Below are 18472 nucleotides of genomic sequence, written 5' to 3'. Positions count from 1 at the left end.
TGCCGCCCCATTTGGGGCGGCACGTTTTGTTTGAGGCGGCACGTTTTTGTTTGGGCGGGCGTCTGCCGTGTGCGTTACTCAAAGTATTGGAACTTGTTCGTTGAAAAAGCGAATGTTACGACGAAGCCTTCGCCCGGCTCCGATGCCGCGGTGACGTCGATGCCCATCTTGGAGCACAGGCGCGCCACCAGGTAGAGGCCGATGCCCGTTGCACGCTTGGTGGTGCGGCCGTTGTCGCCGGTAAAACCCTTCTCGAACACACGCGGCAGGTCGGCCGCGCTCACGCCGCAGCCGTTGTCCGCAACGGTAAGCTCGATGCGCTCGCTTGCCAGGCCCTCGTCCAGCAACGCGCCCGAAAACACGATCTTCGCGCCGTCCTCGCACGCATATTTAATGCTGTTCTGAATGAGCTGGCCCAGAATAAACTCGAGCCACTTCTCGTCGGTAAAGACCTCGAAGTCGAGGTTCTCGCACACCGGGGCCACATGCGCCGCAATGAGCTCGCGCGCGTTGGCTTTAATCGCGCCCGTCACCAAGGTCTTAAGGTCCCAGCGGCGAATCAGGTAGTCGCGTTCCACGACTTCCGAGCGCGCGTAGTACAGCGCTTGATCGATATAGCGCTCCACGCGGGCAAGCTCGCGACCGAGGTCATCTACGCGCGACAGATCATCTTCGCTGCCGTCCAGGTTTTCCAAAATCAGATGGGCTGCCGCCAGAGGCAGCTTGGCCTCGTGGACCCAGCTCTCGATATAGTCGCGATAGTCATCGGTCTGGCGCCTGCCTTCGGCAACCTCGTCACAAGCGGCTTTGCCCACCCGGCGCAAGACCTCGTACTCGAGCTCGCCCTCGGCATAAGTCGGGCACTGCACCATCTCCTGCACCCATGCGGGGCTTTCCAGCTCCTCGGCCGCGCGCTCCAGCTGGTGCAAAAATCGACGACGGCGCGCGTACTCGATCACGATGCCGAGCATGCCAAAGATGAAGGACACGCCAACCGCCACGACCACGATGGAAACGGGTGCGCCGGCGACCGTCAGCACAAAGCAGCTCAGCAGCACGCCGCACGTCCACACGGCGACGGGAAGCAGCGCATCTTTAAAGAACTTGCCAAACGACATAGCCGGCCCCTAGACCGAATAGCCCTGGCCGCGATGCGTGGTCAAATACCCCTTGATGCCGATTTTTTCGAGCGTGGTACGCAGGCGGTTGATGTTGACGGTGAGCGTATTGTCGTCCACAAAGGCGTCGGAGTCCCACAGGTCCTGCATGATGGCCGAGCGCGAAACGATCTTGCCCGCGCGGCTCAGAAGCAGCGAGAGGATACGCAGCTCGTTTTTGGTGAGCTCGGTGCTGGTGCCCGTTTGCGTGTTGGTGACCATGGAGCGTGCGAGGTCAATCTCCAGTCCCTTGTGGACGAGCGTGCTGCGCTCGCCCGCCGCCGCGGTGCGACGCAGCAAGGCATTGATGCGCGCCACGAGCACACGGGCGCTATAGGGCTTGGGAACAAAGTCGTCCGCGCCGAGCGTCATGGCCATGACCTCGTCGATCTCGGTCGTGCGCGACGTGAGGACGATGATGGGGACCTCGGATTCGCGACGGACCTCATGGCAGATGTGCTGGCCGTCTTTGACAGGGAGCGTGAGGTCGAGCAGCACCAAGTCGGGCGCGGCGGCGAGAATATCGCGCGAGACATGCTCAAACGATTCGCAGGCCTCGATTTCAAACCCGGCGCGGGCAAGGATGTCGACAAGCTCACGACGAATGGGCTCGTCGTCCTCAACGACATAAATCAGCGCCATGTGTCCTCCCATTTCGCGTAACTTGCACCTTCCACACCATTATGCCCACGGCGTCGCAGCGATGCGACCCCGTGGGCACCTAATATGACAAAAGTGTTCGGTAGCCTTGAGAAAAAATAGGGGGCCTCGGTCCTAAACCGATCGACCCCATCACTTCGCCCTCGAGCCTCTACTCGAGCGTACGCATGTACGCAGAGATGGCATCCAGACCCTTCTGCAGGTCGTCGGTGTTATCGGAATATGCATAGCCGATGCGCATGCTCTTGGGCTCCTCGAAGCAATCGCCCGGGGTGACGAGCGCGCCGGACTTCTTAATCATGTCGATGCAGAACGTCCTGGAGTCGATGTCGTAATCGTAATACACGAGCGCGGTGGTACCCGCCTCGGGCTTGACAAACGACAGGTGCGGCTCGCTCTCGACCCACTTCTCCAGAACAGCAAGGTTCTGACGGACGATGCGACGGCTGCGCTCAAGGATCACGGAAGCGTTGCCCAGAATCAGCTCCGCCACCGTCTCGCTGAATATGCCGGCGGAAATCAGGTTGTAGTCGCGATGCGAGAGCAGCGCGCGACGAAGTTCCGGGCTCTTGGTGACCGCCCAGCCCAGACGCAGGCCGGCGAACGACCAGACCTTGGACATGGATGCGGTGACGACGGCCTTGTCGTACAGGTCGATCACGGACTCGCAGTACTCATCCGTCTGAGTAAGCAGACGGTAGACCTCGTCGCAGAGCACCCACGCGTCGTGTTTGCGCGCAACCTCGACAATCGCCTTGAGCGTATCGATGTCGAGCAGGGCGCCCGTGGGGTTGTCCGGGTTATTGATGCAGATGAGCTTGGTATCGTCGGTCACCAGGGCATCGAGCGCGTCGACGTCGACGTGGTAGCCGTTCTTGCGATCGAGCTGAAGGATATCGACCTTCGCACCGCACATCTCGGGAATCGAGTAAAGCTGCTGGTAGGTGGGCTTGACGGAGACTACATGATCGCCCGGTTCGACGAGCGTGGAAATAACCAGGGAGTTGGCACCGGTCGCGCCGTGCGTGGGCACGATATGCCCGGGCTCGACCGTCTTATAGAGACGCGCGACCCCCTCGAGGAAGCCGGGCTGCCCCTCGATGTCTCCGTAGGTGAATCGGCGCGAGCACAGGCTGTCGAGCCACGCCTTCTTGTCGGTGTTCGTAAGCTCGAACAGCTGGTCGAGCGTGAGGGAGTAGACGCACGTCTCCGCAACGTTGTGGGTGCACTTGGTCTCCCACTCGTTCATCCACTGCTCGACGGCGAAATCCTTAATCTGCATTGTCGTTTCCTTTCCTTGGCTTTCTTACAGTTCCACCACGGTGCCCAGCCCCGCCTCGACGGCGCGGCCGTAGGCAATTTTCGATGCCGAAAGGTCCTGAACGGCAATGCCCGACGTATCGAACACCGTCACCTGCTCGCCATCCGAACGCCCCGTGGCCGTGCCGGCGATGACTTCGCCGAGCTCCGCTTTGATGTTCTCGGGCGCGATGGCACCCTCGGCAACCGGAATCTCCAGCTCACCGGACGCGACCGATTGCTCGCGGTCGTCGACGTAAACAGCGGCGCGGGCGACAAGCGCCGAGGCGAGCTCCTGCTTGCCGGGCATGTCGGCACCGACGCAGGAGATATGCGTACCGGGGCGCACCCATGCATCGGGGATGATGGGCTTGGTCGCCGGCGTGATTGTCACGATGATGTCGGCCTCTGCCGCGGCATCTTGGCCGTCGGCCGTCGCCTCGATGGAATAGGTGGATGCCTCGCGAGCATGCTCGCAGGCGCCCAAGATATGGGCGACCTCGTCACGCATGCGCTCGACGCGGGCCTCGGGCGCGGCATCGGAAACCGGCTCCCACACCTTGACCTCGCTCACTTTGGGACAGGCGGCGAGCACGCCCGCCACCATATAGGTGCTCATATGGCCGGCACCCGCAACAAGCAGTTTGGACGCATCCTCCCGAGCCAGCCACTTGGCACCGAGCGCAGCGGCGGCACCGGTGCGAAGCCCAGTGACGGCGGAGGCATTAAGCAGCGCCAGTGGCTCGCCCGTCGCGTTGTCGCACAGCAGCGTGGTGCCAAAGATCTCGGGCAGCCCCTTTTTGGGATTCTGAGAGAACCAAGCAGTGAGTTTGAGGCCGAAGAGACCGCTTCCCGCCAACTCGCCCGAGCGGATATCCATATCGGCCACGCCGGGTTCGAACTGCTCATATACCATCGGCCACGCAACACCCTTGCCCGTTGCCTTCTGGCGATATGCATCCTCCACGGCAGCGATTGCATCCTCGATCGTCAGCACCTTGAAAACTTCCTCGGCCGAAAGCACCACCATCTGCCCCATCATCGCTCCTTTCAGCGAAAGCTTTACGTTGCTTCACTGTACGGTTTAGCAATGATGCCGCCAAGGATCATTTCTTGTTGGAATCTACAACGATTCTCAATCTGATTTTTCGTTCTATCAGCAGGTATTTGAATTATTTCTTGCATCAACGGCATACGGATGTGCGATTATCCTATTTATACCTGTACTAATTGTAGTGATTTACAAGGTGATGTTGATGCTATACACCATCTCGGACTTCTCACGGGAATATGAGGGGTCGGTTCGTCTAATCGCCGGCAGCGATGGCGTCTCGCGTGCCGTCTCCGGCGTCGGGATCCTCGATTATGAACTCATGCCCGGCCTCAAGAACAAGTACCAGCGCGTCAACTTCAGCTCAGACGAGATCGTCCTCAGCACCTTTCTCTATGCGAAGGACGACCCGTACCTCATCACTGAAGCCGTGAAATACCTCGTCGCCAAGGGAACGAGCGGTCTTATCATCAAAAACGTCCTGCACATCCCGATTCCCGACCAAGCCATCCGCTACGCCAACGCGCGGCACTACCCGGTCTTTCTCACGACCGACGACTCACTGTTCTTTGACGGCGTCATCTATGAGGTCAAACGGCATATCGAGCAGCTCGCGTCCATCGACTTCGCGCAGCGCGAGATCGATGCCCTAAGGACAGATGTATCGCCTGAGTCCATCTGCCGACGCATCCGAGGCCTCAACCCGTCATTTCTGGACGAAGCGGTCGCCCTGTTCGCATCGTTTGCAGAGCCCCTCGACCCGCGTACGTTTTTGCAAATCGAACGTCTCTGTGCAAAATCGACCCTCGCCGGATGCCACAACATGCTGGCACCCTATGACGGAGGTTTGTTATTCGTAGCGACAAGTGACTCGGAGCAGACGCTCGATGTGGAGCGAATCGTGCAGGCGCTCACGGAGCTCATCGAGACTAGCGGTATCGACGGCGGAGCGGAAGGGCTCGGCATCAGCGATATTCTGTTTGGAGACGAGGCTGTGGCGCAGGCGATCTCGCAGGCGATTTACGCACAGCGCCTATCTTGTCAACGAGCCGAGAGTCCCGTCCGCTATACGCAGCTCGGCATCCTGAGAACCGTGATGCCTTTTGCGGAAACCCCGGAGATGCGATCGTTCTCGGAGGCGATTCTCTCGCCGATACGCGAGCACGACAGTGAGCATGGCAGCGAACTGGAATCCACACTCGCCGCATTCATCGAGAACGACCGACGTATCGAGCAAACCGCCAAGCAGACTGGCCAGCACCCGAACACGATTCGATATCGCCTCGATAAGGTGACGGCTCTCACCGGACTGAGCTACAAATGCGCCCCGGAGATGGAGCAGCTGTCGCTCGCCTACGCCATCGAACGCGCTCGCTCGCTTCAGTAAGCCCACCCCACCTTGAGGTTAGGAGCGGCGGGCGCGGAGCTTTTCGTAGCCTTCGGCGAAGAAGGCGACCGTGGCGGCGTCGGCCTCGGCGGCGTCCGTCTCGGCGGCAGGGACCACGCCGTGTTCGTCGCTCACTAGGAACAGCGCGCCCTTAAGCTGAGCGGGAATATCTACGCGCGTGACCGGGATGCCCTTGGTCTGGGCCAGCTGTTCGATGAGCGTCGCCGTGCCGCACAGGCACTCGTCCGCCGGCGCCACAAAGGCAAGCTCGCCGTTGTTGACGGCGGCGAGCAGCTCGGGCGCCACGCCGGTCTCGTCGGCCTCGGAGCGGGCCTCGGCGGAGCGGGCACGCAGTACCTTGGCCGACGTATCGGCGAGCGGCTCGTACTCCCCCACCGTCATGGCGGCGTTGCCGTTGATGTCGATCACCAGCATGAGCACGCCGTCGCGTGCGGTGTAATCGCCCTCGGCAAGCGACCACTCAACGTGCTGTTTGGCCCAGCTGAGCATGTTATGGGTAAGCGGCTCGCCCCGCACCAGGCGCTCGGACAGCGCGCGGATGTGGCGGTTGAGCATGGGCACCTTTTTGTTGGACATGCGCCAACGGCAGACAAGCGCGGGCTTGTCGAGCGTAAACTTCTCGACCGCCTCCTGATTGGCGCAAAAGTCCTCGTACGCACGCTGATCCTCGGCATTGCCAAACAGCTCGGCATCATCCACAACGGCCATATCCAACCTTTCTCAAAAACATACACCGCACCGTTATACCCAAAAAAGCCGCCCGCACCAACCGGCACGGACGGCAATAGATAGCTTTAGTTCGGGGCGAGCCAATACCGCTGGTGGAGCATAAGCCAGCGAGCCGGACCCAAGTGCCTCAGGTCGCTGCGAAAGAGGAGCGACGCGTACTTCTGTACGCGAGCGACGGTTTGAGCGGCGAGATGAGGTGCTTGGGGCCGGCGCAGCGTCGAGCAGTTACGCGGTTTGGTAAAACCGCGTAACGATATTAGTGCCTAAAATGCCTGGCCCCCGTGAAGACCATCGCAATGCCATGCTCGTTGCAGGCCTGGACGCTCTCGTCGTCGCGCTTGGAGCCGCCGGGCTGAATGATGCAGGTCACGCCGTGCGCGGCAAGCACGTCGACGTTGTCGCGGAACGGGAAGAACGCATCGCTTGCACAGGCAAAGCCGCCCTTCTCCACGCCCTCGCGCTCGCAGAAGTCCTCGGCGCGCTCGCAGGCAAGCAGCGCAGAGTCAACGCGGTTGGGCTGACCCGGGCCCATGCCAATGCCGGCCTTACCCTTGGAGACCAGGATGGCGTTGGACTTGACGCCCTTGCAGACCTTCCAGGCAAACTCGAGCTCGGCCATCTCGGCGTCGGTGGGCTTGCGGTCGGTGGGGAACGTGAAGGTCGCGGGGTCCTCGGTCACGTGGTCGACTTCCTGCACCAGCATGCCGCCGTCGACGGAGCGCAGCTCCACCTGGGCACCGTGGTCCACGCCGCCGGTAGCCAGCACACGCAGGTTGGGGCGCTTGGCCATGCGCTCGAGCGCCTCGGCAGTGTAGCTCGGAGCAATGATAACCTCGACGAACTGCTTGTTCTGATCGGCAAAGTGCTCAACCAGCTCATAGGGAACCTCGCGGTTGCAGGCGATGATGCCGCCGAAGGCGCTCTTGGGATCGCAGGCGAAGGCGCGGTCGTAGGCGGCCGTGATGTCCTCGGCCACGGCGGAGCCGCAGGGGTTCTGATGCTTGAGGATCACGCAGGCCGGCTCGTCGAACTCGCGGACCAGGTTCCAAGCGGCGTCGGCATCCAGATAGTTGTTGTAGCTGAGCGGCTTGCCCTGGATCTGCTCGGAGCCCACGAGCGGGAACTGCGAGCTCGCGGTATTCTCGCAGCCCTCGGCAAAGCGATAGACCGTGGCCTTTTGCTGCGGGTTCTCGCCATAGCGCAGGTCGTCGACCTTCTCCAGCGAGATCTCGAGCTTGGCAGAGGTGTCCGCCACGTCGCTTGCCTGGGCGGCAAGCCAACGGGAGATAGCCGTGTCGTAGGCGGCGGTGGTCTGGTAGACCTTCACCTGCAGGCGACGACGGGTGGAAAGCGTGGTGCAGCCACCGGTCTCGCGCATCTCAGCCAGGACGGCATCATAGTCGGCCGGGTCGGAGATGACGGTAACGCTCGCGGCGTTCTTGGCGGCAGAGCGCAGCATGGAGGGACCGCCGATGTCGATGTGCTCGATGGCATCCGCGAAGGTGACCTCGGGGTTGGCGACGGTCTTCTCGAACTCGTACAGGTTGACGACGACCAGGTCGATCAGCTTAATGCCGTGCTGTGCCGCCTCCTGCATGTGCTGCTCGGAATCGCGGCGGGCCAGCAGCGCGCCGTGAACCTTGGGGTGCAGGGTCTTAACGCGGCCGTCCATCATCTCGGGATAGCCCGTGAACTCCTCGATGGGGGTTACGGGGACGCCCGCGTCCTCGATGGCACGAGCCGTGCCGCCCGTAGAGATGATCTCGACGCCAAAGTCATCGACCAGCGTCCGTGCGAAATCGACGACGCCCGTCTTATCGGTAACCGAGATCAACGCGCGTGCGATCTTCACATCAGATCCCATGCAGTCCTCCTGTCTGGTACGCCGCCGTGCTCTGTGAGCCGGTGATACGTCGATCTGCAGCGCTCGCGCAGCGGCATTGAAAATACTGATTCAATGTAGCGCATCGAGCGCATCGATGCACCCCGCAACGGGCGCATATGCAGAAAAAGTTTGCGAGCGGAGGGGATGGGCACGGCACCGGGCACGGTGAGTTCATGGAACACAGGGGCACCATAATTAGATGCCAATAGCGTGGTAGAACTGTGCTCGATATGCATCCGCAAAAGAAAGAGGCACCATGGTCTCGCGGGTTCTCTACCGACCGTTTGATACCGAAGACTTCGACGCCATCGCGCTGATTCTACAGCAGCTTTGGCATGACAATTCGGATAACGATGAGTACAACCGCCTCGAGGCCGCGTGCGACCTTGCCTACTGCCTTTCGTCTTCGACGTTTTCGCAAGTTGCCGTAATCGACGGTCAGGCGCGCGGCATTGCGCTCGCGCGTGCGGGACAGAGCTCCGGCGCCACCGTTAAGGAACATTGGCTGGATACCGAACGCGCACTGCTATCGCAAATGCGCGAGCTGGAGCCCGATGCCTGCGCCGAGTATCTCTCGTTTGTGCGCGCAACCATCCGAACCAACAACCGCCTGCTCGAAAGCAGCCCGTTGCCACACGACAACGAGGTCACGCTGCTTGCCGTAGATCGCGACGTCCATGGCCTGGGCGTTGGCTCGGTGTTGCTCGACGCCGCAGTCTCGTACCTATCCTCGCGCGGGGCGACGAGGGCGCACCTGTACACCGACTCCAACTGCTCGTGGAAGTTCTACGAGCTGCATGGCTTTAAGCGCACGGCCACGCACCGCGCCAACCGCGAAGAGCGCCGTCACGACATGCCGCGCGAAAGCTTCCTCTACGAACTCGACCTAACAGCCTAGGCCCAGCAGCCATACCTAGTCATTTAGGAACGTCCCCAGTGACTAGTCGTTGGGGACAGTCTTCGTAGGTAGCGCATAAAAAGGGATGGGCTTCCCCCGACGGCTGTCGAGAAAAGCCCATCCCATAATTTACGACCGTTAGAACGTTCCGCCGCCGCCTCCGCCGACGCCGCCACCGCCGCCACCGGAAAAGCCGCCGCCGCTGCCGCCGCTCGAGCTATCGGAACTCGAAGCCAGCTCACGGATGCTCTCGTGATACACGTCATCGAACGAATCGAGCGGAGACTCGTTGCCGTAATGATGGTAGTACCACCAGTAGCAGGGATAATTGTCATAGAAGCCGTCGGCCTCGCGCACCTCGGGCGGCACGGCCTCGGCAAGCTGACGCAGCACTTCCTTGGAAACACCCAGCGCCACGCCCATCACCAGCAGCTTGTTCCACAGCACCAGATCGCCGGGGACGGCTTCCTTTAGACGCGTGAAGTCCTCGAGCCAATGCTTAAGTGCCTTGCAGCGAGCCGCCACCTCGGCGCCCTCCGGCGTAAAGCGGCGGAACGTAAGGCCCACGCCGATACCCACCAGCACAATCGGCACCGAGATAACCGCGGCGGTAATGTTCGCCTGCGCGCCATCGGTAAAGAAGATGGATCCCACGGGAACAAAGGCAATCAGGATACCAAGAACCAGGCAAAACACCATTGCAACAATGCCGTCCGAGGCAACGTACTCGCTATCGGCCAGCTTGCCCTTAACGGTGTTCTGATAGTCCTCGAGCTTGTCGCCCACGGGTGTAGCGTGCTGCTTGACGTAGTGCTGCAGCTCGTCGAACGTGCGCGAGCGATCGCCGTTCTCGTCAGGCTTAGCACCGGCAAAGAAGACCTTGAGCACCATGTGGTCAATGCCCTTGGCCGACTTCCAGCCCGCATCACTCACCGTCACGCGATACGTCTGCTCTTCTTTTTCACGCCCCAACAGACCCTTCTTGGCCTTGGTCACGGTCGCCTGCTCCAGCTTGATCACACGGTCGTCAGTGAGCTTCATGAGCGTGGCGATATATGCCTGATCGGGCACCTCGTTCCAGCTCATGAGGGCCGAAAGCACGGCGGGATGGTCGGCCGAAGGCACATCGCGGAAATATTCGTCCTGGAAAAGCGGCTTGGGCTTGCGCTTGCGCAGCTTGAGCATAACGATTGTGCCGGTAAAGGCCACCGCCGCAACAACACTTAGCACGGCAAGTGCATTGGCAATCATGCGAGCGTGAGCGCGGCGGGCGTTAGCTTCGTCGGCCCATTCCTTCTCTTCGCTCAGGATCGTTGACATGCGCTCTTCGCCCGAAGCGGCAAGCTGCGGCACCCAGTCGCTAGGGAAGGCGATGCGTGCCTCGGCGAATTCGCCCTGATGCACGCAGGGAATGGTATAGGTGACCATGGGTTCGTCCGCATCGAGCGATACATCGCCCGTCAGCGGGCCGTGGCCCCATGCGCGGAAGTTATCGCCCTTGACGGCCGCCGTCCCGGCAGCGGCATTTGCGAAGTACACTTCCATCTCAACGTCATCGGAGTCCGCGGACCAGCCGTCGCCCACAAACTTCCAGTAGAGCTCGGCGGTATCGGCCCAGTTCATGACCGCACCGGTCATGGTGTAGCTCACGTAATAGATCGCGCTGTCGCCGCTCTCGTGGGGGCTGAACACCTTAATCCTTACGCCGTCACCGGTCTGCTCGACCGTGTAGACGCCAGAGTCGCCCTTGTTCGCGCTATCGACTTTGTTAAACGCGGTGTCCTCTTCCTCGACACTCAGCACGTCGACGCCCGCCGTGCCGCCCTGCTGGTTGGAGCCCGTATTGATCTCCCAAAACACGCCGTTGATGTCGTCGTCGAAATCAAACTGGCGTCCCTCGACAACGGTCAGCGATCCATCGGCCTCGACCGTGGCACTGATATAGGTCTGGGTCATGGAGTAGCCGTCGGCGTGCGCGGCGACAGGCAGCAGCAACAACGCAAGCGTGACGAGCACGCAGACGGAAGCGAATCGCGCAAACAGGTGGCGCTGCCGGCTGACTTTGGCGGCGAGGGTGTTCATAGGCACATCCTTTGTCTGTAAAACCAACAGCGCCATTGTCCCACGTTTGCGGGTACGCATGGCGAACATCTAGGCGACCGGAGCGCCAAACGGGATGAAAGTCACACCAGCACCCCGGCAGCTAGTCATTGGGGACGTTCTTAAATGACTAGTCATTAGGGACACCCTTGGCATAGCCCGCCCCGGCAATAGATACCACTTCACAGCTCCGTCACAGGTGTAGCGGCTTTGTGTGGGCGCGGCACGCGCTGATTGAGCCGCCAGCCGAGGGGCATAAAGCAGTTGAGCGAAAACGGTTTGCCCCTTTGCCGTTCGCTCGAGGATCATGTCCCCCTTTTCCGCGGAAACCCCGGCAGTTGCGAAGAGCTGCCGGGGTTTCTGTCGTTTGTGAGGCTAAGTCGGTACGCAGCGATCGAGACCTTGAGCCGCAAACCCACCGTGCGCAATGCGTACCGCCGCCAACTTGTGAGCGCAGCAACGCCTTCCCTGCCAAGCCCCGCGCTATACTCGTCCGCATGGATATCAACGCACGCAACATAGCAACACACGCCGCGGACGCACCAGCAACGGCAGCGCCCACCCCCGTCGTGGGCCGCTTTGCCCCGTCGCCCTCGGGCCGCATGCACTTGGGCAACGTGTTCAGCTGCCTGTGCTCGTGGCTTTCGGCCCGCAGCCAAGGCGGCAGCATCGTGCTGCGCATCGAGGACCTGGACGATCGCTGCAAGCGCCCGGAACTTGCCACTCAATTGATTGACGACCTGGCCTGGCTGGGACTGGAGTGGGACGAAGGCCCCTACTACCAGCACGATCGCCTGGATCTGTACGAGGACGCCCTGCGTCAGCTGCAAGACGCCGGCCTCACCTATCCCTGTTTTTGCACGCGTGCCGAACTCCACGCCGCGAGCGCGCCGCACGCGAGCGACGGCACGCCCATCTACCGCGCCGCCTGCCGAGACCTTTCTGCCGAGGAGGTTGCCCGCCGCAGCGCCCTGCGCGCTCCGGCCACGCGCCTGCGCGTACCCGCCGTCGACGACCTCGCAAACGATGTGATCGAATTCGTGGACCGCACGTATGGAGCCCAATGCGAAGCACTCGCCACCGAATGCGGCGACTTTTTGGTGCGCCGCAGCGACGGCGTTTTTGCCTACCAGCTAGCCGTGGTGGTCGACGACGCTGCCATGGGCGTCACCGAGGTCGTGCGCGGATGCGATCTGCTGGGCTCCACGCCGCGCCAAATCTACCTGCAGCATTTGCTGGAACTTCCCACGCCGCACTACGCGCACATTCCGCTGCTCATGTCGCCGGATGGCCGCCGCCTTTCCAAGCGCGACCGCGACCTGGACCTGGGCGAGCTCCGCACCCGCTTTGGCGCGCCCGAGGCACTACTGGGCTGGCTCGCCGGGCAAACAGGCATCGCGCCGGACGCCACACCGCGCTCTGCCGAGCAGCTGGTCGAGCACTTTAGCTGGGATGTTATCCGCACGCATCGGGAAAACATCACTGTAACGGTCGAGTAGCCAGCCACCCCGCCCCTACGCGACATCCCAGGGCTGGAGTTCGTCGCCCAGGCGGACAATACAGTCGTAGAGCACGGTGTGGCACTCGGCTGGGTTGGCGTCACGATGAAAATGCCCGTAGTACCAGCGCTTGTAGTCCAGGTGGTCCTCCAGCTCGTCGAAAAACGTGGTGAGTCGATCGACATCGGGATAATTCCAGCCAGGTGCCGGGTAAAGCGTGGGCGAAAGCATGCGCGTGGAGCAGGTATGGGTGATCGCATAGTCGACCTTCCAACCCACGCTGTCGAGCTTTGCCCGCGCCTCCTCAAAGTTGCGCTCGTCCGGCAGCTCCTGCGGCCACCAGCTGGAATACGGAATGCGGTATTCCTTATCCACGCTCGTGGCGCCGCCCATGGTAAAGATCGTTGAGCCGTCGAGCTCAAAAACCTCACCGCGCGTCAGGCGTCGGATGGGCGAGGTGTCCGACAGACGCTGCGTCAGGCCGCCGTGCCACAGCTCCATGGGGCGCTCCGACCAGTGATCGAAACGCTCGTGGTTGCCGTCGACAAACAGCACGGTATAGGGGCGCGACTCCAGCCAGGCGATGTCGGCACATTCCTCGGCAGAGAAATCCCACGGAAAGCCAAAGTCGCCCGCGATGATGAGATAGTCGTCACTTGTCAGACCATCCCCAAGATCCCAGTCGCGAAGCTTTTGCATGTCGACGCCGCCGTGAATATCGCCCGTCACATAGACCGTCATCGGATCACCACTTCCCTGTAAGTCGCTAGCCCACATTCTGCACGATCACTAAGTCAACCGTTCCAGCCCTTCCATCCTTTGGGACCTACCCCTCGCTCTTCCATCCAAACGGGTCAAACACCCAAAAGATCAGATCGAGCACGCCGCCGGTCATCGTGGCGCCGGCAAGAGCCATGCAAACATGCAGAAAGCTGGCACTTCGGAGCACGTCGAACGGCCCCAGAACAGCCAGCAGCGCGACCGCTGCGCCGGCTACGCACAGCGCGAGGCACGGCCCCGCGTCCTTTACGCACTTCTTTGCGAGATGCTTTGCGTTGTCACTCATCGGTATCGAACTCCTTAGAGGGTCGTTGTTCAGACGCATGCCGCCGCGGCAGAGCGGGGCGGCAGGGTAAGTGTCACATGCTGTGCGGACATCAATGGAGAAACCGCCTGCTCGACCAACCTTTGACGCCGTTTTGCACCGGCACCACATCCCCCGCTATCGAGGTCTAATACTTTTCCCACCGCTACCCAAAAACTCATCCAACGTTAATCTTGGCTCAAGAATCGCTTAATCTATAACCTGCACTATAGAGTTCGACCAAGGGCGGGGCGGCGCCGCGCAACGCAGGCCGCCGAACGCAACGCTCGCGCCCGGGCAGATCGCCCGGCGTCGCGCCCATCGAACGAAAGGACAGGTCATGGACGACCTCGAAAAAGTTGAAACCATCCGCACCAAGTGCAACGTGAGCTACACCGATGCCAAAGCCGCGCTCGACGCCGCCGACGGCAACGTTTTGGACGCCATCATTTGGCTCGAGTCGCAAGGCAAGACCCAGACCACGTCGGCGCACGCCGCCACCGAGTCCGCGCCAGTCGATGAGCCCTCAGCCGAGATGGTCGCCGCGCAGGCCGCCTACGAGAAGTCGAGCGAAAAGACCGACTTCTCCAAGAAGATGGACAGCGTATGGGAGTACCTCAAAAAGCTCTTCCGCCTGAGCCTGGACACCAAGTTTATCGCCACGCGCCGCGATGCGATCATCCTCAACATCCCCATCCTGATCCCCATCATCGCCCTGTTTGCCTGGGGCGCTACGATTTGGCTGATGCTGATTGGCCTGTTCTTTGGCATGCGCTACCGCATCGACAGCGACGGCGACGTGCCCGGCAGCATCAACAACCTTATGAATCACGCCGCCGATGCCGCGGACGACATCAAGCAAAATCTGAACGACGACAAGTAATCGCAGACGGGGGCACGCATGGCACGGATCCTGATCGTAGAGGACGAGGAGAAAATCGCCCGCTTTGTGACGCTCGAGCTGGAGCACGAGGGCTACCAGGTGGAACACGCCGCCGATGGCCGCACCGCCGTGGACCTGGCGCTGGAGCGCAACTACGATCTTATTCTGCTCGATGTGTTGTTGCCGCAGCTCAACGGCATGGAGGTCCTGCGGCGCGTCCGCAAGCACAAGGATGTGCCGGTGATAATGGTCACCGCGCGCGATGCCGTGATGGACAAGGTGGCCGGGCTCGATGCCGGCGCCGACGATTACCTGACCAAGCCGTTTGCGATTGAGGAGCTGTTCGCACGGATCCGCGTGGCGTTGAAGCGCTCGGAGGCCGTGCGGGCGGCTTCGGGCGTTGGCGGCATCGGGACGGGCGCGGCAGGCGGCACGGGTGTCGGCGCCACCGCGATACCCCCGGTCAGTGACTCGACCCAGGTTTCCGCCTCGCTCTCCCCCGCCACGCTCGCCGTGGGCTCGGTTGCGCTCGACCCCGACCGCCGCGAAGTCACGGTCGGCGGCTCGCCCATTGCGCTCACGGCCCGCGAGTTCGATGTCCTCGCCCTGCTTATGGCGCATGCCGAGACCGTGCTCACGCGCGAACGCATCGCGCACGAAGCGCTGGGCTACGAATACATGGGTGACACCAACAACGTCGACGTGCACATCGCGCATCTACGCGCCAAGATCGAGGACGCCGGCGGCGTCCGCATCATCCAGACCGTGCGCGGGGTGGGCTATGTCTGCCGCGCGTAACGCCGAGGCCAAGCGCGTCACCTCCATCGCCCGCGCCATCAACTGGAGCTATATGTGGCGCCGCCTGATGAGCTACGTTTGGCTCGACCTGCTGCTAGTAGTGATTGTGGCGGCGATCCTTGTCTATGGATACAACCAGACGCTGCCCAACGGCGCGTTTACCGCAGGATGGATCCCCAGCGCCACCGTTCGCGGCATGACGCTGACGCCCGCGCGCGGCTGGGACCTGACAACGCTCACCTATACCGTCGAGCTTGCGCGTACCACCAAGACTTTCCCCCTCGCGCAGGACCTCGTCACGCTATGGCCTCTCTACCTTGTCGTTGTGGGTTGGCAGGTCATCAGCGTGCTCAACATGCTCGGCGGCGCCCGCCGCGTGCGCCGCACCATGGCGCCGCTCAACGATCTGGCCCTGCGCGTGGACGAACTCGGCCGCATGCAACTCGCCGGCGGCAAAATGGAAACACTGGAGCAGGCCATCGAGCGCGCAAGCGTCGACTCGCCGAGCGTCACCACCGGCGACGCCGACCTGGCAAGCATCGAGGTCGCACTCAACCGCCTGCTGCGCCAGATGCAAGAGGCCAAGCTGCAGCAGATGCGCTTTGTCAACGACGCGAGCCACGAGCTGCGCACGCCCATCGCGGTGATTCAGGGCTACGTGAACATGCTCGACCGCTGGGGTAAGGACGACCCGGACGTGCTGGCGGAATCCATCGCGTCCCTTAAAGCCGAAAGCGAGCACATGCAAGAGCTTGTGGAGCAGCTGCTGTTTTTGGCACGCGGCGATGCCGGGCGCACGGTCCTGCGGCGTGCGCATACCAACTTGGCTGCACTGGTCAGCGAGGTATGCGAAGAATCGCAGATGATCGATACCGAGCACACGTATCGGCTGGCTTCTGACGCTGCGCTTGCCAGCGACCCGCGCTGCGACGCGCCCGTCGACGTGGCGCTCGTGAAGCAGGCTCTGCGCGTGATCGTGCAAAACGCCGCCAAGTACTCGGATGCGGGAACGACCGTCACATTTGGCATAACGCCAGATGCGGGCGCGGGCACGATCGACATAAGTGTTGAGGACGAGGGCATCGGCATGAACCAGGAATCCGCAGCTCACGCGTTCGAGCGGTTCTACCGTGCCGACAACGCGCGCGATGCCGGCGCACAGGGTTCGGGTCTGGGGCTTGCGATCGCCAAGTGGATCGTCGACAGCCACGGCGGCGTCATCGGTGTGACCTCGGTCGAAGGGGTCGGCAGCCGCTTTACGATTCGCCTGCCACGATAGGAAGCCCCTCGGCATAAATAAAGGGATAGGGCCACGCGACCCTATCCCTTTTTGCCAGCTATGGCAGCTTGTGCGCTACTCGCGGCACAGGTGCACGGCGAAACCGGCGAACTCGCGCTTAAAGTACACGAGCTTGGTACCACCGTCGGGCAGCAGCGCGCGCGACTCTTCGTTGACCTCGAGCCCGCGCTCGGCAAACCACTTCTCAGCTGCATCGATGTCGTTAACGGCAAAGCCGATGTGGCCCTTGGTGCCACGACCGTTCTGCTTCATGATCTCGACCAGCGAATCGTTGAAGTACGAAACCGGGGTCTCGATGACGGGCAGGCCCATCATCGTCGAGAACAGCTCCGCGATCTCCAGGGCGTCTGCCGGGTCGGTGGCGTTAATGCCCACATGGGCAACGCGCATGCCAAAGAGCTCGACCGGATTGGCGTTCTGCTCATTCATACAGTCAGCGCCTACTGAGCCATGACGTCGAGAACGGCCTTCTCGGCAGCGACGCGGTTCATGCCAGTCATGAAGGGCACGCCGCTCACGTACGGGCAGGTGAGGCCCTCGGGGGCAACGGTGGTGGCGATCAGCAGGTCGGCGCCCTCGTCGCAGTAATCCTTGGCCTCGGAGATGGCGCACTGCACGATCTCGTACTTGTCGGCATAACCGTTGGCGTCGAGCAGAGTAGCGACCTTCTGGGCAACGAGCGTGGAAGTAGCAGCGCCAGCACCGCAAGCCAAAACGATCTTCTTCATAGGTAATGTCTCCCTTCATGGTTTACTTTAGGTAAGTGTACCGCAGCGAGCGATGGCACTCGGCCTCGATGAGCTTTTATGCCAGTTTGCTTGCGCGCTGCGTATAATACATCTAGTACGTGTTGTCATACCGCTCGCTTTATGAGCGACTAAGGACCCTAATATGCCCGATTCCCGCACCCTCTGGACCGCCGTCGTTATCATCTGCATCGCCGTGTCGGTGTTCTTTAGCGTCAAAAAACGCACCACGTTTAAGCGCCTGCAGCAGCTTATGGCTGCCAAGCAGTGGGACGAGTTCGATCGTTTGCTCGACGGCAAACTCACCAGCATGCTGTACCCGCGCTACAACCGCGACTACCTGCGTCTGAACTCCTATCTGCTGCGCGAGGACCACGAGCGCGCCAGCGAGATGTTCGACCTACTGCTGGGACTCAACCTCCCCAAGATGCAGCGCGTCGACTTGGTGATTAAGGCCTTTAACTACTATGTTGGCCAGGAGGACCGCAAAAAGTCCAAAGAGCTGTTGCACGAGATCAAGGGCTTTGAGGGCGGTCAGGCCGAGGCAGTTGCGCACGAGTGTCAGCTGATGTACGACACGATGATCCTCAAGCGCCACAACGACATTCCCGAGCTGGAGCGCATGCTCGAGGATGTCGGCGACGACCCGGTCAAGCGCTGCCGCTTGGAGTACCTGCTAGCCCTGCAGTACCAGAACAAGGGCGACGAAGCCAAGTTCCAGGAGTTCCTGGGGAAGTCGGGCCAACACTCGATGGCCGTCAACGCGTAACGGACGGCTTGTGCTAGACTTCTAGTCTCACGGGGGCGTGGCGGAATTGGCATACGCAGGAGACTTAAAATCTCTCGCCGCAAGGATTGTGGGTTCGAGTCCCACCGCCCCTACCATATGACGAAATGGCAGCTCAGAGCATCTAATCACTCTGGGCTGCTTTTTGTTTCAGTTTCGTTCTCGGTACCATTGGTACCGAATCTGGT

General features: G+C 61.5%; 18 protein-coding genes and 1 tRNA gene. 8 read left to right on the top strand and 11 right to left on the bottom strand.

The window, feature by feature from the left end:
* Positions 1 to 74: 74 nt before the first annotated feature.
* The 4 genes from DW870_RS03000 to DW870_RS02985 all read right to left on the bottom strand — a co-directional run bounded on the left by DW870_RS03000 (position 75) and on the right by DW870_RS02985 (position 4155).
* A complete protein-coding gene (locus tag DW870_RS03000; RefSeq protein ID WP_117847885.1) occupies positions 75 to 1118 on the bottom strand; it encodes a sensor histidine kinase in 1044 nt (347 codons plus the stop codon).
* 9 nt (positions 1119 to 1127) lie between these two features.
* Positions 1128 to 1799: a response regulator transcription factor gene (locus tag DW870_RS02995; protein ID WP_117847883.1), complete on the bottom strand. Its 672-nt coding sequence runs from the start codon at positions 1797 to 1799 to the stop codon at positions 1128 to 1130.
* A gap of 169 nt (positions 1800 to 1968) precedes the next feature.
* A complete protein-coding gene (locus tag DW870_RS02990) occupies positions 1969 to 3099 on the bottom strand; it encodes an aminotransferase (protein ID WP_117847881.1) in 1131 nt (376 codons plus the stop codon).
* A gap of 24 nt (positions 3100 to 3123) precedes the next feature.
* Positions 3124 to 4155: an ornithine cyclodeaminase family protein gene (locus DW870_RS02985; RefSeq protein WP_117876850.1), complete on the bottom strand. Its 1032-nt coding sequence runs from the start codon at positions 4153 to 4155 to the stop codon at positions 3124 to 3126.
* A gap of 217 nt (positions 4156 to 4372) precedes the next feature.
* Between DW870_RS02985 and DW870_RS02980 the strand changes: the two genes are divergently transcribed.
* Positions 4373 to 5554, top strand: coding sequence for a PucR family transcriptional regulator (locus DW870_RS02980; protein WP_117847878.1), 1182 nt, complete (start codon positions 4373 to 4375; stop codon positions 5552 to 5554).
* Positions 5555 to 5572: 18 nt separating this feature from the next.
* On the opposite strand, the gene DW870_RS02975 is transcribed toward DW870_RS02980, so the two are convergent.
* Together DW870_RS02975 and purH are read right to left on the bottom strand one after the other, a co-directional pair.
* A complete protein-coding gene (locus DW870_RS02975) occupies positions 5573 to 6283 on the bottom strand; it encodes a hypothetical protein (RefSeq protein WP_199412364.1) in 711 nt (236 codons plus the stop codon).
* A 277-nt stretch (positions 6284 to 6560) separates the two neighbouring features.
* Positions 6561 to 8168: a bifunctional phosphoribosylaminoimidazolecarboxamide formyltransferase/IMP cyclohydrolase gene (gene purH / locus DW870_RS02970; protein ID WP_117847877.1), complete on the bottom strand. Its 1608-nt coding sequence runs from the start codon at positions 8166 to 8168 to the stop codon at positions 6561 to 6563.
* Between the two features lie 277 nt (positions 8169 to 8445).
* On the opposite strand from purH, the gene DW870_RS02965 reads away from it, so the two are divergent.
* Positions 8446 to 9087, top strand: a complete 642-nt coding sequence (locus DW870_RS02965) for a GNAT family N-acetyltransferase (protein WP_117847875.1) — start codon at positions 8446 to 8448, stop codon at positions 9085 to 9087.
* 138 nt (positions 9088 to 9225) lie between these two features.
* Here DW870_RS02965 and DW870_RS09305 read toward each other — a convergent pair whose 3' ends face one another.
* A complete protein-coding gene (locus DW870_RS09305) occupies positions 9226 to 11169 on the bottom strand; it encodes a DUF2207 domain-containing protein (protein WP_158556975.1) in 1944 nt (647 codons plus the stop codon).
* 515 nt (positions 11170 to 11684) lie between these two features.
* Here DW870_RS09305 and gluQRS point away from each other — a divergent pair.
* Positions 11685 to 12686 (top strand): tRNA glutamyl-Q(34) synthetase GluQRS, encoded by a 1002-nt coding sequence (gluQRS, locus tag DW870_RS02955; protein WP_117847874.1) that lies wholly within the window; start codon positions 11685 to 11687, stop codon positions 12684 to 12686.
* Positions 12687 to 12701: 15 nt separating this feature from the next.
* Here gluQRS and DW870_RS02950 read toward each other — a convergent pair whose 3' ends face one another.
* Both DW870_RS02950 and DW870_RS02945 read right to left on the bottom strand, forming a co-directional pair.
* Positions 12702 to 13427: a metallophosphoesterase gene (locus DW870_RS02950; RefSeq protein ID WP_117847872.1), complete on the bottom strand. Its 726-nt coding sequence runs from the start codon at positions 13425 to 13427 to the stop codon at positions 12702 to 12704.
* An 85-nt stretch (positions 13428 to 13512) separates the two neighbouring features.
* Entirely contained in the window at positions 13513 to 13752 is a 240-nt protein-coding gene (locus DW870_RS02945) for a hypothetical protein (RefSeq protein ID WP_117847870.1), read from the bottom strand.
* 358 nt (positions 13753 to 14110) lie between these two features.
* Here DW870_RS02945 and DW870_RS02940 point away from each other — a divergent pair, with 358 nt between their 5' ends.
* The 3 genes from DW870_RS02940 to DW870_RS02930 are packed head-to-tail and all read left to right on the top strand — an operon-like array spanning position 14111 to position 16730.
* Positions 14111 to 14653, top strand: a complete 543-nt coding sequence (locus tag DW870_RS02940) for a DUF4342 domain-containing protein (protein WP_117847868.1) — start codon at positions 14111 to 14113, stop codon at positions 14651 to 14653.
* 18 nt (positions 14654 to 14671) lie between these two features.
* A complete protein-coding gene (locus DW870_RS02935) occupies positions 14672 to 15451 on the top strand; it encodes a response regulator transcription factor (protein WP_117847866.1) in 780 nt (259 codons plus the stop codon).
* A complete protein-coding gene (locus DW870_RS02930; protein WP_117847865.1) occupies positions 15435 to 16730 on the top strand; it encodes a cell wall metabolism sensor histidine kinase WalK in 1296 nt (431 codons plus the stop codon). The genes DW870_RS02935 and DW870_RS02930 overlap by 17 nt, the downstream gene beginning before the upstream one ends.
* Positions 16731 to 16805: 75 nt before the next feature.
* Here DW870_RS02930 and DW870_RS02925 read toward each other — a convergent pair whose 3' ends face one another.
* Both DW870_RS02925 and DW870_RS02920 read right to left on the bottom strand, forming a co-directional pair.
* A complete protein-coding gene (locus DW870_RS02925) occupies positions 16806 to 17180 on the bottom strand; it encodes a VOC family protein (protein ID WP_006235904.1) in 375 nt (124 codons plus the stop codon).
* Between the two features lie 11 nt (positions 17181 to 17191).
* Positions 17192 to 17479: a PTS sugar transporter subunit IIB gene (locus tag DW870_RS02920; protein WP_006235903.1), complete on the bottom strand. Its 288-nt coding sequence runs from the start codon at positions 17477 to 17479 to the stop codon at positions 17192 to 17194.
* A gap of 163 nt (positions 17480 to 17642) precedes the next feature.
* On the opposite strand from DW870_RS02920, the gene DW870_RS02915 reads away from it, so the two are divergent.
* Entirely contained in the window at positions 17643 to 18266 is a 624-nt protein-coding gene (locus DW870_RS02915) for a hypothetical protein (protein ID WP_117876848.1), read from the top strand.
* 31 nt (positions 18267 to 18297) lie between these two features.
* A tRNA-Leu gene (locus tag DW870_RS02910) sits at positions 18298 to 18382 on the top strand.
* The last annotated feature ends 90 nt before the right edge of the window (positions 18383 to 18472 follow it).

Source organism: Collinsella sp. AM38-1BH (assembly GCF_003467545.1).
In the GTDB taxonomy this organism is placed as follows: domain Bacteria; phylum Actinomycetota; class Coriobacteriia; order Coriobacteriales; family Coriobacteriaceae; genus Collinsella.
The sequence above is the reverse complement of the archived record's forward strand: the minus strand, read 5'-3'. Positions and strand labels throughout refer to the sequence as shown.

Excerpts from the sequence above, each read along its gene's own strand:
- DW870_RS02965 (WP_117847875.1), top strand. The coding sequence starts at position 8,446 with ATGGTCTCGCGGGTTCTCTACCGACCGTTTGATACCGAAGACTTCGAC.
- DW870_RS02975 (WP_199412364.1), bottom strand. The coding sequence starts at position 6,283 with ATGGCCGTTGTGGATGATGCCGAGCTGTTTGGCAATGCCGAGGATCAG.
- DW870_RS02995 (WP_117847883.1), bottom strand. The coding sequence starts at position 1,799 with ATGGCGCTGATTTATGTCGTTGAGGACGACGAGCCCATTCGTCGTGAG.
- DW870_RS02980 (WP_117847878.1), top strand. The coding sequence starts at position 4,373 with ATGCTATACACCATCTCGGACTTCTCACGGGAATATGAGGGGTCGGTT.
- gluQRS (WP_117847874.1), top strand. The coding sequence starts at position 11,685 with ATGGATATCAACGCACGCAACATAGCAACACACGCCGCGGACGCACCA.
- DW870_RS02915 (WP_117876848.1), top strand. The coding sequence starts at position 17,643 with ATGCCCGATTCCCGCACCCTCTGGACCGCCGTCGTTATCATCTGCATC.
- DW870_RS09305 (WP_158556975.1), bottom strand. The coding sequence starts at position 11,169 with ATGAACACCCTCGCCGCCAAAGTCAGCCGGCAGCGCCACCTGTTTGCG.
- DW870_RS02945 (WP_117847870.1), bottom strand. The coding sequence starts at position 13,752 with ATGAGTGACAACGCAAAGCATCTCGCAAAGAAGTGCGTAAAGGACGCG.
- DW870_RS03000 (WP_117847885.1), bottom strand. The coding sequence starts at position 1,118 with ATGTCGTTTGGCAAGTTCTTTAAAGATGCGCTGCTTCCCGTCGCCGTG.
- DW870_RS02920 (WP_006235903.1), bottom strand. The coding sequence starts at position 17,479 with ATGAAGAAGATCGTTTTGGCTTGCGGTGCTGGCGCTGCTACTTCCACG.
- DW870_RS02935 (WP_117847866.1), top strand. The coding sequence starts at position 14,672 with ATGGCACGGATCCTGATCGTAGAGGACGAGGAGAAAATCGCCCGCTTT.
- DW870_RS02930 (WP_117847865.1), top strand. The coding sequence starts at position 15,435 with ATGTCTGCCGCGCGTAACGCCGAGGCCAAGCGCGTCACCTCCATCGCC.
- DW870_RS02990 (WP_117847881.1), bottom strand. The coding sequence starts at position 3,099 with ATGCAGATTAAGGATTTCGCCGTCGAGCAGTGGATGAACGAGTGGGAG.
- purH (WP_117847877.1), bottom strand. The coding sequence starts at position 8,168 with ATGGGATCTGATGTGAAGATCGCACGCGCGTTGATCTCGGTTACCGAT.
- DW870_RS02950 (WP_117847872.1), bottom strand. The coding sequence starts at position 13,427 with ATGACGGTCTATGTGACGGGCGATATTCACGGCGGCGTCGACATGCAA.
- DW870_RS02940 (WP_117847868.1), top strand. The coding sequence starts at position 14,111 with ATGGACGACCTCGAAAAAGTTGAAACCATCCGCACCAAGTGCAACGTG.
- DW870_RS02925 (WP_006235904.1), bottom strand. The coding sequence starts at position 17,180 with ATGAATGAGCAGAACGCCAATCCGGTCGAGCTCTTTGGCATGCGCGTT.
- DW870_RS02985 (WP_117876850.1), bottom strand. The coding sequence starts at position 4,155 with ATGGGGCAGATGGTGGTGCTTTCGGCCGAGGAAGTTTTCAAGGTGCTG.